At 38.6% G+C, this 16,268-nt stretch carries 14 protein-coding genes, 2 tRNA genes and 1 pseudogene; 1 reads left to right on the top strand and 16 read right to left on the bottom strand.

Annotation, left to right across the window (positions count from 1 at the left end; genetic code table 11):
- Positions 1–42: 42 nt before the first annotated feature.
- The 16 genes and pseudogenes from ACFIKJ_RS03830 to ACFIKJ_RS03755 all read right to left on the bottom strand — a co-directional run bounded on the left by ACFIKJ_RS03830 (position 43) and on the right by ACFIKJ_RS03755 (position 15,884).
- Positions 43–852, bottom strand: a complete 810-nt coding sequence (locus ACFIKJ_RS03830) for a biotin--[acetyl-CoA-carboxylase] ligase (RefSeq protein ID WP_375627304.1) — start codon at positions 850–852, stop codon at positions 43–45.
- Positions 852–2,306: an NADH-quinone oxidoreductase subunit NuoN gene (nuoN, locus tag ACFIKJ_RS03825; protein WP_375627305.1), complete on the bottom strand. Its 1,455-nt coding sequence runs from the start codon at positions 2,304–2,306 to the stop codon at positions 852–854. The genes ACFIKJ_RS03830 and nuoN overlap by 1 nt, the downstream gene beginning before the upstream one ends.
- Before the next feature lie 17 nt (positions 2,307–2,323).
- Positions 2,324–3,793, bottom strand: a complete 1,470-nt coding sequence (locus tag ACFIKJ_RS03820; RefSeq protein WP_375625906.1) for an NADH-quinone oxidoreductase subunit M — start codon at positions 3,791–3,793, stop codon at positions 2,324–2,326.
- Positions 3,793–5,757 carry an NADH-quinone oxidoreductase subunit L gene (gene nuoL, locus ACFIKJ_RS03815; protein WP_375625917.1) on the bottom strand — a complete coding sequence of 655 codons (1,965 nt, stop codon included), beginning with the start codon at positions 5,755–5,757 and terminating at the stop codon, positions 3,793–3,795. The genes ACFIKJ_RS03820 and nuoL overlap by 1 nt, the downstream gene beginning before the upstream one ends.
- Before the next feature lie 6 nt (positions 5,758–5,763).
- On the bottom strand, positions 5,764–6,072 hold the full coding sequence (gene nuoK / locus ACFIKJ_RS03810; protein ID WP_015856359.1) for an NADH-quinone oxidoreductase subunit NuoK: 309 nt from the start codon (positions 6,070–6,072) through the stop codon (positions 5,764–5,766).
- Positions 6,073–6,086: 14 nt separating this feature from the next.
- On the bottom strand, positions 6,087–6,707 hold the full coding sequence (locus tag ACFIKJ_RS03805; protein ID WP_273723185.1) for an NADH-quinone oxidoreductase subunit J: 621 nt from the start codon (positions 6,705–6,707) through the stop codon (positions 6,087–6,089).
- Positions 6,708–6,800: 93 nt separating this feature from the next.
- Complete coding sequence (nuoI, locus tag ACFIKJ_RS03800; RefSeq protein WP_273723184.1) at positions 6,801–7,292, bottom strand: NADH-quinone oxidoreductase subunit NuoI; 492 nt, start codon at positions 7,290–7,292, stop codon at positions 6,801–6,803.
- 14 nt (positions 7,293–7,306) lie between these two features.
- Positions 7,307–8,353, bottom strand: a complete 1,047-nt coding sequence (nuoH, locus tag ACFIKJ_RS03795; RefSeq protein ID WP_375625919.1) for an NADH-quinone oxidoreductase subunit NuoH — start codon at positions 8,351–8,353, stop codon at positions 7,307–7,309.
- Between the two features lie 21 nt (positions 8,354–8,374).
- On the bottom strand, positions 8,375–10,444 hold the full coding sequence (nuoG, locus tag ACFIKJ_RS03790; protein ID WP_375670296.1) for an NADH-quinone oxidoreductase subunit NuoG: 2,070 nt from the start codon (positions 10,442–10,444) through the stop codon (positions 8,375–8,377).
- Between the two features lie 63 nt (positions 10,445–10,507).
- Positions 10,508–11,815 carry an NADH-quinone oxidoreductase subunit NuoF gene (nuoF, locus tag ACFIKJ_RS03785; protein WP_375627308.1) on the bottom strand — a complete coding sequence of 436 codons (1,308 nt, stop codon included), beginning with the start codon at positions 11,813–11,815 and terminating at the stop codon, positions 10,508–10,510.
- A gap of 146 nt (positions 11,816–11,961) precedes the next feature.
- Positions 11,962–12,634: pseudogene (gene nuoE / locus ACFIKJ_RS03780) on the bottom strand (NADH-quinone oxidoreductase subunit NuoE).
- Complete coding sequence (locus ACFIKJ_RS03775; protein WP_375625911.1) at positions 12,634–13,824, bottom strand: NADH-quinone oxidoreductase subunit D; 1,191 nt, start codon at positions 13,822–13,824, stop codon at positions 12,634–12,636. The pseudogene nuoE and the gene ACFIKJ_RS03775 overlap by 1 nt, the downstream one beginning before the upstream one ends.
- A gap of 121 nt (positions 13,825–13,945) precedes the next feature.
- A complete protein-coding gene (locus ACFIKJ_RS03770) occupies positions 13,946–14,557 on the bottom strand; it encodes an NADH-quinone oxidoreductase subunit C (RefSeq protein ID WP_375670268.1) in 612 nt (203 codons plus the stop codon).
- A 14-nt stretch (positions 14,558–14,571) separates the two neighbouring features.
- Positions 14,572–15,153 carry an NADH-quinone oxidoreductase subunit B family protein gene (locus tag ACFIKJ_RS03765; RefSeq protein WP_273723174.1) on the bottom strand — a complete coding sequence of 194 codons (582 nt, stop codon included), beginning with the start codon at positions 15,151–15,153 and terminating at the stop codon, positions 14,572–14,574.
- On the bottom strand, positions 15,144–15,509 hold the full coding sequence (locus tag ACFIKJ_RS03760; protein WP_005773599.1) for an NADH-quinone oxidoreductase subunit A: 366 nt from the start codon (positions 15,507–15,509) through the stop codon (positions 15,144–15,146). Before ACFIKJ_RS03760 ends, ACFIKJ_RS03765 begins: the two co-directional genes overlap by 10 nt.
- Before the next feature lie 298 nt (positions 15,510–15,807).
- A tRNA-Asp gene (locus ACFIKJ_RS03755) sits at positions 15,808–15,884 on the bottom strand.
- 173 nt (positions 15,885–16,057) lie between these two features.
- Here ACFIKJ_RS03755 and ACFIKJ_RS03750 point away from each other — a divergent pair.
- Positions 16,058–16,133 (top strand) — tRNA-Val (locus ACFIKJ_RS03750).
- The last annotated feature ends 135 nt before the right edge of the window (positions 16,134–16,268 follow it).

The raw sequence follows: 16,268 nt of genomic DNA, 5'->3' as shown, positions 1-16,268 counted from the left end.
ATCTCCCAAAATCATTAAGGTATCTGATGGTAAAATAATTTTTTAATAACAACCTGCATTAATAGAAGCAGCCGAACCAAAATGAATATCTCCAGCTGTTATAATGGCTGTCTGACCATTTTTTTGCTTTATGATGCAGTTAAAATCACTATCAAGACCATCAAAAACACCCTCAATGACTTTTTCATCATTCACCACTTTGACATGTTTCCCAAGGTGAGCAGAATATAAAAGCCATTTTTTTCGGATTATTTCACATCCTTTTGGTTGTTTCCAAAGAAGGTAATTTCTAGAAAAACACTCCGTCAAAACCGTAAATAATTGTTCTGCTTCAATATGCAAACCGATATTCTTTAAGCTTGAAGTGGGATAAGGTGCATCTTCATAATTATATTTCACATTTATTCCAATACCAATAACCAATGCATATTGTTGTGATGACAACTTTAAAATCTCAAGCAAAACTCCTGAGCTTTTAGCTCCTTGTAACAAAATATCATTTGGCCATTTTAAACTCACAATATTGTTTGTCTGATTTTCATCTTTTATCAATTGTTTTATTGCCTCTACCACACTTATTCCAGCAACAAAACCAAGTTGAGCTGCAGTTTGATGAACAATATCATCAATTAATAAAAGACTAGAATAAAGGTTCCCTTTGGGACTAGACCAAGTCCTCCCTCTTCTTGCTCTTCCCTGTGATTGTTCTTGTGCAACAATCCAAAGATTACCTTGATGACCAGTTTGCGCTTTTCGTTGCGCAGTGAGATTTGTTGAGTCAACACTATCGTACGCTTCAATAGTGTATCCTTGTTCTTGAGCAAAATCTGATAAAATATAAACCATATTCATTAAAACAATGCAGCTGCTGCTTTTTCTGCTAATTCAGCAAACCAAACTCCAAAAAGTGTATAAAATAAAATAAACAATGCAGAAAGACCAAGACAAAATTGAAGCTCATTCGATAAAACAACAAAATGCGCTTTTGCGTCATCAAACCACATAATTTTAATGACTCGTAAATAGTAAAAAGCTCCAACGACAGACGCTATCATCCCAACGACTGCAAGTGGCGTCAGACCAGCATGGACAGCAGCAGAAAATGTATACCACTTCCCAAAAAAACCAGCCATAGGTGGTACACTGGCTAACGAGAAAAGCTGTATTGTCATAACAATAGCCATAAACGGATTTGTCTTTGCTAACCCTGAAAGATCATAAATATTTTCAACATTGCCATTCTGAGAGCGCATTCCAAGAATAAAAGCAAATGAGCCAATCGTCATTCCAAGATAAATCGTCATATAAAGAATAACACTTTTTATTCCTAGCATATCTCCAGCAGATAAACCAACAAGTGCATAGCCCATATGACTGATCGACGAATAAGCCATTAAGCGCTTAATGTTATTTTGACCAATTGCAGCAAATGCACCAAGTATCATTGATGCAATCGCCATGAAGACCAAAATTTGTTGCCATGCAGGCATCACATTATCAACACGCCCTAGGGGAATAAAGGTCATCACAATAATACGGATGATTAAAGCCATTGCAGCAACTTTAGGGGCACCAGCAAAAAATGCCGTAATCGGTGTTGGCGCTCCTTCATAAACATCAGGTGTCCACATATGAAATGGAACAGCAGAAATTTTGAAAGCCAAACCAGCTAAAATAAAAACAATTCCAAAAATGACCCCCAATTGTAAATTTTTACCTTTTAAAGCAAGAGCAATTTCGTGAAAACCAATTTGACCGGTAAAACCATAAAGTAAAGAAATACCATAAAGCAGCAATCCTGAAGATAATGCTCCTAAAACAAAGTATTTTATACCAGCTTCAGAAGATTTTACATTATTACGATTAATCGCTGCTAAAACATATAAAGCTAAAGATTGCAGTTCTAACCCCATATAAAGCGACAGCATATTACCAGCTGAAATCATAAACATCATTCCAAGGGTTGCTAAAAGAACAAGCACTGGAAATTCAAATATATTAAACTTTTGTGCATTGGCAAAACCAACAGACATGATAAGAGAAAAGAGTGCACCAATAAGCATTAAAATTTTCATATAACGACTAAAGGAATCGATAACGAGCGCATTGGTTTGAAATGAACCATTTTTCGGAAAAACTATAAGAATAATAATAGTTGCCACAAGAAGTGCCATGGCTAAACCTGTCACTGTTAAAGAAGCACGTGTATTGGAATAAACACCAAACATAAGCAACACGACAGCTCCTAATGCGATTAAAAGCTCCGGAAGAATTAAGACTAATTGCGCTATTATTTCAGTTTGCATGTGCATTCTTCCCTTATCTAGTGCAGTTTATTGATGAGGGTTTCTACGGAAAACGCCGTTGCTTTAAGAATAGGCGTTGGATAGATACCAAAGAATATTGTAAGAACAACCATTGGATAAAGGATGAATTTTTCTCTTAAAGAAAGATCTATTAATACTTTTAAATTCTCTTTATCCAAGGAACCAAAAACCACACGCCTATAAAGATAAAGGGCATAGGCTGCCGATAAGATAACACCTGTTGTTGCTAAAACAACAACCAATTTATTTACTTGAAAAACACCTATTAAGGTTAAAAATTCACCCAAAAATCCTGAGCTTCCAGGCAAACCAACATTTGCCATAGTAAAAATTAAGAAAACAACAGCATATTTAGGCATATTATTCACTAAACCACCAAACGCTGAAATTTCACGTGTATGCAAGCGATCATAGATAACCCCAACACAAAGAAACAACGCTGCTGAAACAATTCCATGGGATAGCATCTGATAAATAGCCCCTTGTATCCCTTGTTCATTCGCAGAAAAAATGCCCATTGTCACATACCCCATATGAGCTATTGAAGAATAAGCAATAAGCTTTTTGATGTCATTTTGAACAAGTGCAACCAACGACGTATAAATAATAGCGATAAGTGATAATGTGAAAATCAAAGGTGCAAAATCTGCTGAAGCGATAGGAAACATAGGCAAAGAAAAACGAAGAAAACCATACCCACCTAATTTGAGTAAGACACCAGCTAAAATAACGGAACCCGCTGTCGGTGCTTCCACGTGAGCATCAGGAAGCCATGTATGAACCGGCCACATTGGCATTTTAACTGCGAAAGAAGCAAAAAATGCAAGCCATAACCATATTTGCATATGAGCAGGAAACTGGTAATTGAGTAAAGTTGGTATATCAAGTGTCCCAGCCTCCCAATACATAGCCATAAGAGCAACCAGCATAAGCACTGAACCAAGTAAAGTATATAAGAAAAACTTTATACTTGCATAAACACGACGTGCTCCACCCCATACACCTATGATGATAAACATTGGAATAAGGCTACCTTCAAAAAAAACATAGAATAGCATTGCATCAAGAGCACAAAAAACGCCAATAATCGCAACTTCTAGAAGAAGAAATGCAATCATATAAGCCTTTAATCTCTCTTTAACATTTTCCCAACTTGCTAAAATACAAAAAGGCAAAAGAAAAGCAGAGAGAACAACAAAAAGAATAGAAATACCATCAACCCCCATATGATAGCTAATGCCCCCCCCTAACCAACTGGACTTTTCAACCATTTGAAAATTTGGGTTGCTAGAATCAAATCCTATCCAAATAATTAAAGAAATAATAAAAACAAATAGAGTCGTAAAAAATGCGACATTACGTATATTATGGCGTGCTACTTCACTATCATCTTTGATAAACAAAATCAGAAGCACACCAATAAGTGGCAAAAATGTAACCGTAGAAAGAATAGGCCAATCGGTCATTAGTTTACGCCCCCGATCATCATCCATGTAATGAGTAATGCAACGCCGATAAGCATTGCAAATGCATAGTGGTAAAGATAGCCTGTTTGCATTCGAACAATTCTATTTGTAATATCAACAACACGCGCTGCGATACCATTAGGACCTAAACCATCAATAATTTTACCGTCTCCCACTTTCCAAAGAAAAGAACCAATTCTAAAGGTAGGACGAACAAATAAAAAGTTATATAATTGATCGAAATACCATTTTTGGTAAAGAAAATTATATGCTCTTGGCATAATACGAACCATTTTCTTAGGAAGAGATGGAATAGAAACATAAAATAAATAAGCTAAAATAAACCCAAGAACCATCGCTATAAATGGCGACCATTTTACCCAATTAAAAACATGGTGGGAATCATGAAGAATGTGATTGTGGCTGCTTGTAAATAATGCTCCCTTCCAAAAAGCATTATACAAGTCACCAAAAAAGTAAGGTTGGAAAACGACACCAGAAAATATTGCTCCAATAGATAAAAGAAAGAGTGGAATCAACATAACTGGAGGCGATTCATGAACATGATGCATAACATCAACTGTTGCCCGTGGTTTACCATGGAATGTCATAAAGATAAGCCGCCATGAATAGAAACTTGTTAAAAAGGCAGCAAAAACAAGAAGATAAAAAGCATATCCTGAAGCAATATTATGGGATGCAAAAGCAGACTCTATAATCGCATCTTTCGAGAAAAAACCTGCAGTCCCGAAAAGTGTTCCTGGAATCCCAACACCGGTCAATGCAATGGTCCCGACCATCATCATCCAATAGGTGACCTTTATATGTTTGCGTAACCCACCCATTTTTCGCATATCTTGTTCATCAGATACAGCATGAATCACAGAACCTGCACCAAGAAACAATAAGGCTTTAAAAAAAGCATGCGTAAAAAGATGAAAGACAGCAGCGCCATAAGCTCCAACACCTAATGCCACAAACATATAACCAAGTTGAGAGCATGTAGAATAAGCAATAACACGCTTAATATCATTCTGCACCAACCCCACAGTTGCTGCAAAAAACGCTGTTGTTGCACCAACAATAATAATCACGGTCAAAGCAGTCGAAGAAAGTTCAAAAATTGGCGACATACGCGCAACCATAAAAACACCAGCCGTTACCATTGTAGCGGCATGAATAAGCGCTGATACAGGGGTTGGCCCTTCCATTGCATCAGGCAGCCAAGTATGTAAAAGAAATTGTGCTGATTTTCCCATCGCACCAATAAATAATAAAAGACATGTAATGGTAATTGCCGTCTGCCCATCAAATTGCCAACCTAAAAATGTCATATTTTGTATAAAGCTATTGTTTGCAGCTTTTGCAAAAATAGAGGCAAAATCAACCGATTGGAATAAAACAAAAATACTAAAGATTCCTAAGAGAAAACCAAAGTCTCCAACACGATTGACCACAAAAGCTTTCATTGCAGCCTTATTAGCAGAATCGCGCTGAAACCAAAAACCAATGAGTAAATAAGAAGCAAGTCCTACACCTTCCCATCCAAAAAACATCTGAATCAAATTATTGGATGTAACCAACATAAGCATCATAAATGTAAACAAAGAAAGATAAGAAAAAAAACGAGACCTTGAAGGATCATGGTGCATATAACCAATTGAATAAATATGTACCAATGCCGAAACACTGTTCACAACAATAAGCATGACAGCTGTTAATGCATCAACATGTAAAGCCCAGTTAAAGCTTAAGTCACCAACAGTCATCCAATGTAATACCAATACGTCAATCTTTGGAATATGACCAAGTGCAATACTGAAAAATGCTATCCACGATAATATGGCAACAACAACCATAAAGCTACATGTTATCAATTCACTCGCACGATCTCCTATCGTTTTTCCACCCAGTGCAGCAATTAAAAAACCCAAAAGCGGAAGAAAGACAATCGTATAATACATCAGTGGTTAGCCTTTCATTACATTAACATCTTCAACCGCAATAGAACCACGATTACGGAAAAAAACGACCAGAATTGCTAAACCAATGGCAGCTTCGGCAGCTGCTACGGTTAAGACAAATAAAGCGAATATCTGACCAACGAGATCATGAAGAAATGCTGAAAACGCAACAAAATTGAGATTAACTGAAAGCAATATAAGCTCAATGGACATCAAGATAATAATCACGTTTTTTCTGTTGAGAAAAATTCCAGCAATACCAATTGTAAACATCAAAGCAGAAACAGTGAGATAATGTGTAATATCAATATACATCTACATAGCCCCCCTTACATACCTTTACCTGATTCAACTTGTTTGATTTCAATGGCACTTTCTACCGTTCTAGAAACTTGCTCCGCAATAGATTGCCGCTTTACTCCTAATTTATGACGAAGTGTTAAAACAATAGCCCCAATCATTGCAACCAATAAAATCATTCCAGCAATTTGAAAATAGAAAACATAATCCGTATAGAGAATATCTCCTAATGCTTGTGTATTTGTTCGCTGCGCTAAATCTGGCATTGGTTGCGTAACATGTGTTCTCAAAACTGGAGAAAAATAGCTACTCACAAAAACAACAATCAATTCTACAGCGATAATAACACCAATAAGAGCTCCAATAGGAGCATACCGAAGAGTTCCACTCTTTAACTCAGCAAAATCAACGTCAAGCATCATAACGACAAACAAAAATAAAACAGCGACAGCTCCTACATACACAACAAGCAGAATAAGCCCTAAAAATTCTGCTCCTGCAAGCAAAAATAAAGCTGCTGCATTAAAAAATGCGAGAATTAAAAACAAAACAGAATGCACTGGATTGCGTGCTGTAATAACAATAACTGCACTTGTTAGCATAATAAAAGCAAACAAATAGAAAAATGCCGCCGCTAGATCTGTTAGCATAGGCTTCTCCTTAATTATTCAAACAATTGGTATAAACTTCATACCAGATTACAATTTATCGGAAAATATCCGACACCTCATTTAACGATACACTTAGCGATAAGGCGCATCCATCAATATATTGCGAGCAATTTCTCGCTCCCAGCGATCTCCATTTAATAAAAGCTTTTCTTTATCATAATAAAGTTCTTCACGTGTTTCCGTCGCAAACTCAAAATTTGGACCTTCGACAATAGCTTCAACCGGACAAGCCTCTTGACAAAAACCGCAGTAGATACATTTAACCATATCGATATCATAACGAACAGTTCTACGCGTACCATCATTGCGCCGTGGTCCAGCTTCAATTGTAATCGCTTGAGCAGGACAAATTGCTTCACATAATTTACAAGCAATACACCTTTCTTCACCATTTGGATAGCGACGCAATGCATGCTCACCGCGAAAACGCTGAGATACAAAGCCTTTTTCATAAGGATAATTAATCGTGGGCTTTGGTGAAAAAAATTGACGCATGGCTAAGAAAAAAGCACTCACAAATTCCAATAGAAGAAGTGACTTTGCCGCTTGAATAAAACCTGACATCGTAAAATCTCCTCTTAAACGAAATCCGTAAACTTTAAAAAAGCAGCAGTTATCACAACCATTGCTAGTGAGAGAGGAAGAAAAACCTTCCAACCAAGCCGCATGAGCTGATCATAGCGATAACGTGGAACAAATGCTTTAACCATAGCAAACCAAAAAAATACAAAACAGACTTTTAAAATAAACCAAATGATACCAGGAACCCAATTAAGCCACCAAACATCTAAAGGTGGCAGCCAACCGCCTAAAAATAGAATAGTTGTTAATGCGCACATTAAAACAATCGCAACATATTCACCAAGAAAGAAAAGCATGTAAGGCGTTGAAGAATATTCTACCATATGACCAGCTACAAGTTCAGATTCTGCTTCCACCAAATCGAATGGAGGACGGTTTGTCTCTGCAAGCGCAGAAATAAAAAATATAATAAACATTGGAAAAAGGACCAACCAATTCCAATCGAGAAAGCTGTTAAAAGGAAGACCAAGAGTTGTACCAATTCCAGAACTTTGTTTATGAACAATTGTTGTGAGATCCAACGAACCACTTATTAAAATGACAGTCACAAGCACAAAACCAATGGAAACTTCATAAGAAACCATTTGTGCCGCCGAACGAAGGGCTCCTAAGAAAGGATATTTTGAATTCGATGCCCATCCCCCCATAATGACACCATAAACCTCAAGAGATGAAATGGCTAAGATATAAAGCAAGCCAACATTAATCTTCGCAACCTCCCAGCCCTCATTGACAGGAATAACAGCCCAAGTTGATAAAGCAAGTGTCGCTGAAACAAAAGGAGCCAAAAGAAAAACACCCTTATTTGCACCTGCAGGGATAATAGGCTCCTTAACAACAAATTTAATTAAATCTGCAAAAGACTGTAACAAACCCCATGGACCAACAACATTTGGTCCACGACGCAATTGCACCGCTGCCCAAATCTTTCTATCTGCGTAAAGAAGATAAGCAACTAAGATCAAAAGAACGACCAAAAGAAGAAGTGTTTTTCCAACTATAATGAGTAATGGCAACAGCCAAGTCATAAAGAAATCATACATCATTATTCCTTTTCCTTTGCCTTACTTTATAGTTTGCGTAGCACGGTTTTTTGCAAGAGATGAACATTCAGCCATAACAGCAGAAGCACGTGCTATCGGATTTGTTAAATAAAAGTCTTTAACCATAGAAGTAAAGGTGTGACTCTCTAGAGAAACCATTTTTGAACCAAGCGCCTTAAGACCACTTATATCAGAAGGTACTATATCATCAACAGCACAAAGGTGTGGATAATCATTAAACAAGCATTGTCTTAATTGAGAAAGAGAATCAAAAGGGAGCCTTTGTCCTAAAATATCCGATAAAGCACGCAAAATAGCCCAATCTTCTTTTGCTTCACCTGGAGCAAAACCAGCCCGATTTGTCATTTGGACACGTCCTTCTGTATTCACATAAAGCCCTGATTTTTCAGTGTAAGCAGATGCAGGCAAAATAACATCAGCAGCGTGTGCACCATTATCACCATGGCTACCAATATAAACTGTAAAAGCTTTTGTATTGGCTAATTCTACTTCATCAGCACCAAGTAAAAATAAAACTTCACAGGTTTTAAGAATATTTGCAACCCCAAGCTTAGAAGTAAAGCCTATGTCCAATCCTCCAACAATCGATGCTGCATTATGAAGAATCCCAAACCCATTCCATTCTTCACTAAGAGCACCAATATTGTCAGCTAATTTAGCAAGACTTTTTAAAACAGATAAACCTTCATTTCCTGAAACAGCTCCCTCTCCGATAAGAATAAGGGGCCTCTTCGCTTCTTTTAAGACATTTAAAAAAACATCCTCTCCACGAATAAGTGTCGTTAATGTATCACTCCCAGATCCAAGATAAGAATAAGGATAACGTAAATCGACTTTCTCTCCAATTAATGCAATAGGAAAATTTCCCATCCGTTGGCGCTTTAAAATACGCGCATTTAAAACAGCCGCTTCATGACGTGGATTAGATCCCACAATAAGCAGTGCATCAGCCTGTTCAATACCTGCAATTGTAGGATTAAAAATATAACTCGAACGCCCAAACTCAGGCGATAAAGCCCCCCCTCTTTGGCGACAATCAAAAAGCGTTGAGCCCAAAGAACTCAATAATGCTTTAAGGGCATACATTTCCTCAACAGACGCAAGATCTCCAGCAATCGCTCCAATTTTTTCTGGCAAGGTTTTAGAAACCACCATTTTAATTTTTGCAAAAGCTTCTGTCCAACTGACAGGCTGAAGCTTTCCATATTTGCGTACATATGGCCTATCAAGCCGCTGAGTGCGCAATCCATCCCAAATAAAACGCGTTTTATCAGAGATCCATTCCTCATTTACATCTTCATTCGTACGCGGCATAATCCGCATAACCTCACGGCCACGGCTATCAATACGGATCGCACTACCAAGCGCATCCATCACATCAATTGATTCCGTTTTTACCAATTCCCACGGACGAGCATGAAACGCATAAGGTTTTGAAGTTAAAGCTCCCACCGGACAAAGATCAATAACGTTTCCCTGTAATTCAGATGTCATAGCTTTTTCAAGATATGTCGTAATTTCAGCATCTTCGCCGCGACCGATCAAACCAAGCTCAGAAATACCTGCGACTTCTGTTGTAAATCGAACACAGCGTGTGCAATGGATACACCGTGTCATAACTGTCTTCACAAGTGGCCCAATATATTTATCTTCTACAGCACGCTTATTTTCACTATAACGAGAACAATCACGCCCATAAAGCATTGCTTGATCTTGAAGATCGCATTCTCCCCCTTGATCACACACAGGACAATCCAAAGGATGATTAATGAGAAGAAATTCCATAACACCTTCACGTGCTTTTTTTACCATCGCCGTATTGGTAAAAATCTCAGGTGCTTCACCGTTAGGCCCCAATCGTAAATCACGAACCCCCATAGCACAAGAAGCCTGAGGTTTCGGAGGACCACCCTTAACCTCAACCAAACACATACGACAATTTCCAGCAATTGACAAAGATTCATGAAAACAAAAACGTGGAATTTCTGCCCCAGCCGCCTCAGCAGCCTGAAGCAACGTGTAGTAATCAGGAACTTCAATCTCTTTGCCATCAACTTTGATATTTATCATCACCCATCCAACCTGCGGATAACCCACTTAAAATTTGCATTCGGCTGCTCTTTAAAAAATCTTCTATCCTACAGCTTCTAAAGCAATATTTTTGCTTTGGACTACATTTCGCGTGTATTCATCAATTCTACGCTCGATTTCCGGACGAAAATTACGTATCAACCCCTGTACAGGCCATGCGGCAGCATCACCAAGCGCACAAATAGTGTGTCCTTCAACCTGTTTCGACACTTCAAACAAAAGATCAATCTCGCGTTTTTGCGCTCTTCCCTCAACCATACGCCCTAAAAGACGCATCATCCACCCCGTCCCCTCACGACACGGTGTACACTGACCACAACTCTCGTGCTTGAAAAAAGCAGCTATACGCCAAATTGCCTTGATAATATCGGTTGATTTATCCATAACAATCATTCCCCCCGTGCCAAAAGAAGACCCAACATCTCGCATCCCATCAAAATCCATGATTGCATCGATCATATCCTCACCACGGACAACTGGACAAGAAGCTCCCCCTGGAATAACTGCTAAAAGATTATTCCATCCACCACGAACACCACCCGTATGTTTTTCAATTAATTCACGGAATGAAACACCAAGAGCGTCTTCAAATGTACAAGGTGCATTAACATGCCCTGAAACCATAAATAATTTCGTTCCAACATTATTTGCTCGTCCGATTGATGAAAACCACGAAGCACCCCGCCGCAAAATTGTTGGAACTACAGCAATGGACTCTACATTATTTACTGTTGTTGGACAGCCATAAATCCCCATATTGGCAGGAAATGGTGGTTTAAGCCGAGGTTGTCCCTTTTTCCCCTCAAGACTTTCAAGAAGAGCTGTTTCTTCACCACAAATATAAGCACCAGCTCCATGATGAATAACAATATCACAAGCATGCCCATATTTCGTTTTTTTGCCAAGTAAACCCGCATCATAGCATTCATCAACGGCAGCTTGAAGCGCTTCACGTTCACGAATATATTCACCACGAATATAAATAAAAGCAACATTGGCTCCCATAGCAAAAGTAGCGATTGCACATCCTTCAATCAAAGTATGGGGGTCATGACGTAAAATATCACGGTCTTTACAAGTTCCAGGTTCAGATTCATCGGCATTGACAACCAAATAATGAGGACGCCCATCATTCTGCTTTGGCATAAAGGACCACTTCATTCCGGTAGGAAAACCAGCACCACCACGACCGCGTAAACCCGATGCCTTCACCTCATCAATGATCCAATCACGACCTTTGTCAATCATCTCTTTCAGACCATTCCAATGCCCACGCAACATCGCAGCCTTTAATGATTTGTCTTTTAAACCATAAATATTGGTGAAGATACGATCTTTATCAGCTAGCATACCCCACCTTTTTTTCTATTACCCATAGCATTTTCCGCTTTTCCTCAAATGCAATTTTTAAATATCTTTTCAAAACTTCTTACTTTTCATTAAATGTTGCCATCATGGGTAGAATAATAAAATATTTTCTCAAGAAAAATACTTAATTATGTTCCCACTCTTTCCTTATCCTTTTTGGGTGAAGACTTAAGAGATCTTTTTTTCCTTCTCATCATCAATAAGAGAAGTTAAACCACTAATCGGTTCCGACGACTTACGGCTACTTTGCGGACCAACCGTTATCTCAGAACCTTTCCCAGCTTCAAATGCATCAATAATTTCTTCAAGACGCTCAGCTGTAAGATCTTCATAAGTATCTTTAAAAATCATAACCATCGGAGCATTCACACAAGCACCAAGACATTCTACCTCTTCCCATGATAAGGTTCCATTCTGATTGGTAACAAAAGGTTCATGATGAATTTTTTTCTGACAAACTTTAATCAATTCACCAGATCCACGTAACATACAAGGGGTTGTACCACAAACTTGAATATGCGCTTTTGTTCCAACAGGCTTAAGCTGAAACTGAGTGTAAAAAGTTGCAACTTCCAGAACACGAATATAAGCCATAGAAAGAATCTGAGCAATATGCTCAATCGCGGCACGTGTCACCCAACCATCTTGCTCTTGAGCACGCATTAATAACGGAATTACAGCAGACTGCTCACGCCCTACAGGATATTTCTCTATAGTATTTTTTACCCATATCTGATTTTCTTTTGTAAAAGAAAACTCAGCGGGCTGATAAACTTCATCTGCAAGACGGCGCACGGACATTAGCGATCAACCTCCCCAAAAACAATATCAATCGAACCCAAAATAGCTGTAGCATCCGCCAGCATATGACCTCTGGTTAAAAAATCCATAGCTTGGAGATGCGCAAACCCAGGAGCACGCAACTTGACACGATAAGGCTTATTGGTTCCATCAGAAACAAGATAAACACCAAACTCACCCTTCGGAGCTTCCACAGCAACATATACTTCTCCAGGAGGCGTATGAAAACCTTCCGTATAAAGCTTGAAATGATGAATTAGTGCTTCCATCGAACTTTTCATTTCACTCCGTTTCGGTGGTACAACTTTGCGATCCAAGCTCGAAACCGGTCCATTTTTTTCAGTACTCAGCAAACGCTCCACACATTGGCGCATAATTTTTGCTGATTGACGCATTTCTTCCATACGAATAAGATAGCGATCATAACAATCGCTATTCTTACCTACAGGAATATCAAATTCCATTTCATCGTAACATTCATAAGGCTGACTTTTACGTAAATCCCATGGAACACCAGCTCCACGAATCATAACCCCAGAAAAACCACGTGCCCAAGCTTCATCAATACTTACAACGCCAATATCCACATTACGCTGCTTAAAAATCCGATTCGGGGTCACAAGCGCATCAAGTTTTCCGAGAGAAACAAGAAATGGATCAATAAAATCACCAATATCTTCAACTAAAGATTCTGGTAAATCTTGATGCACGCCACCGGGACGAAAATAATTTGCATGAAGACGAGCGCCACAGGCACGCTCATAAAAAATCATCAATCTTTCACGCTGTTCAAATCCCCAAAGCGGTGGCGTTAAAGCACCAACATCCATTGCCTGTGTCGTTACATTAAGCAAATGATTAAGAATACGCCCAATTTCAGAAAACAAAACACGTATTAATTGCCCTCTTTTAGGAACTTTAATATCCAATAACTTTTCAACAGCAAGAACAAAAGCATGTTCCTGATTCATAGGAGCAACATAATCCAAACGATCTAGATAAGGAGCCGCTTGAAGATAAGTTTTTGTTTCCATTAATTTTTCGGTACCGCGATGCAATAGCCCAATATGTGGATCCACACGCTCAACAACTTCGCCGTCCAACTCCAAAACCATGCGCAAAACCCCATGCGCGGCAGGATGCTGCGGACCAAAATTGATATTAAAGTTTCGAACATTGACCTCAGCCACAATCAACCCCTTGCCTTTTAAAAAACTTCATATCAAATATCAAAAAAATCTATCATACTAAAAAATATTTAATTATTTAAGAAACACAGTACTCTAATATAATGCCTTATCAAAACCAATATTATTTTTTTTCATCCGCTTTTCCATCACATAGCAAAGTATACTGGCCCCCTTCCCAAGGAGAAAGAAAATCAAAATTACGCATCTCTTGGCGCAAAACAACAGGTTCATAAATCACCCTCTTTGCTTCATTATCATAACGACATTCAACAAATCCTGTCACAGGAAAGTCTTTGCGTAAAGGATATCCTTCAAACCCATAATCTGTTAAAATTCGTCTCAAATCCGGATGTCCTGAAAATAAAATCCCATACATATCATACGTTTCACGTTCATACCACTCTGCGCCAGGATAAACCGTACAAGCTGAAGCAACAGGAGTATTTTCATCCGTACGAACTTTTACACGTAAGCGTAAATTCTCACGAGGAGATAACAATTGGTAAGAAACATCAAAGCGCTTATCGCGAGAAGGATAATCCACACCACTAATGTCTGTGAGATTAATAAATTGACAGCGCGAATCATCACGAACAAACATTAAGACATCGATAATTGCATCAAGACGTGCCACAACGGTCAATTCACCAAAAGCAATAACAGTCTCTTCAAGCTTATTTTTTAACTTATTTTCCAAATAAGCAGCAAGTTCAACCAAAGTTTCATCCATCATGACAAGAAAACTCTCTATCGCTCTATGGATCCGGTACGACGGATTTTTTTCTGTAGCAACAATATGCCGTATAATAATGCCTCTGCTGTAGGTGGACACCCTGGAACATATATATCGACAGGCACGATACGATCACATCCACGCACCACTGAATAGGAATAATGATAATATCCCCCACCGTTTGCACATGATCCCATAGAAATCACATAACGTGGCTCTGGCATCTGATCGTACACTTTTCTTAAAGCAGGAGCCATCTTATTTGTTAGAGTACCTGCCACCACCATTACATCTGACTGACGGGGTGAAGCTCGTGGTGCATAGCCAAAACGCTCATTATCATAATGAGGCATTGAGCATTGCATCATTTCGATAGCACAACAAGCCAAACCAAAACTCATCCACATTAAAGAACCGGTGCGAGCCCAAGTAATCAAAGCATCTGCCGAGGTAACTAAAAAACCCTTATCTGATAATTCAGCATTAATATCACGAAAAAACTTATCATCAGATCCTATCAGCCCACCAGTATTTGGATCAATGATTCCTTTTGGTTTTGGAGCTGCAATCGTTGAATTATTAGATCTTAATTCCATTCCAGGGCTCCTTTTTTCCATTCATATATAAATCCAATAGTCAAAATCGCTAAAAACACAATCATCGACCAAAAGCCAAACATACCTATCGATTCGAATGAAACAGCCCAAGGAAAAAGAAAAGCAACTTCAAGATCAAAAATAATAAATAAAATTGATACCAAATAGAAACGAATATCAAACTTCATGCGTGCATCACTAAATGAATTAAACCCACATTCATAAGCCGATAACTTTTCAGGATCGGGGGAACGATATGCTACAATGTAAGGTGTAATCAACAAAACTCCAGCAATAACCGCTGACACAATAATGAAAATCAAGACTGGCAAATAAGAGCTCAATAAATAAGCCATAACCCTCTTCCATCGTAACGAAACACCTGAGTTTAACACAATGATTCAATATTGCGAAACCAAACAGACAAATTTAACAATCGCTCTATTAACTCTATTCATACTGCTTCAAAGGCATACAGAGCGATACTTTTCTTATCGGCATAGGTAACGCAGAGCAAAGAAAGACGCAAGCCCTATTCTTATAAACCATATAAAAAGGAAGAAAAAACACATTTATCCCCCAATCGAATACTCCACCACCTCACTCATAGCATATGGATATTAAAAAAAGAAAATTTCATAAGGAATCATGAAATGGCGCGAGTGACGGGGCTCGAACCCGCGACCTCCGGCGTGACAGGCCAGCACTCTAACCAACTGAGCTACACCCGCGCATTTTTTTCGAACCAATTTAATTTGGTACAAGCGGTCGTGTAAGGGGTTCATGCGTTTATGTCAAGAAGGATTATGCATTTTTAAAAAAAATTATCAAATACCATCTTTATTCTTGCGTTTAGAAAAATTTTTCCTTAAAGAGTCTCCATTCAATTGCTGGTCATTGCATTGGGCGATTAGCTCAGCTGGTAGAGCGCCTCGTTTACACCGAGGATGTCGGGAGTTCGAGTCTCTCATCGCCCACCATATAGCTTTATATTCCTATTAAGCTGTTGATTTTTCATATGTTTTTTTAAGTGAGGGGCGCGTAAATAAAAGTTAGGGAATAGGATTTTCTAACATTTCTCTATAAAGCACGCTTCGCACAATGTTTCTAATGTT

Origin of the sequence: Bartonella sp. PS7NMGDW, assembly GCF_042193585.1 — a bacterium.
Classification (GTDB): Bacteria; Pseudomonadota; Alphaproteobacteria; order Rhizobiales; family Rhizobiaceae; genus Bartonella; species Bartonella grahamii.
Note: the sequence above shows the minus strand (reverse complement) of the source record. Positions and strands in the feature narration are given on the sequence as shown.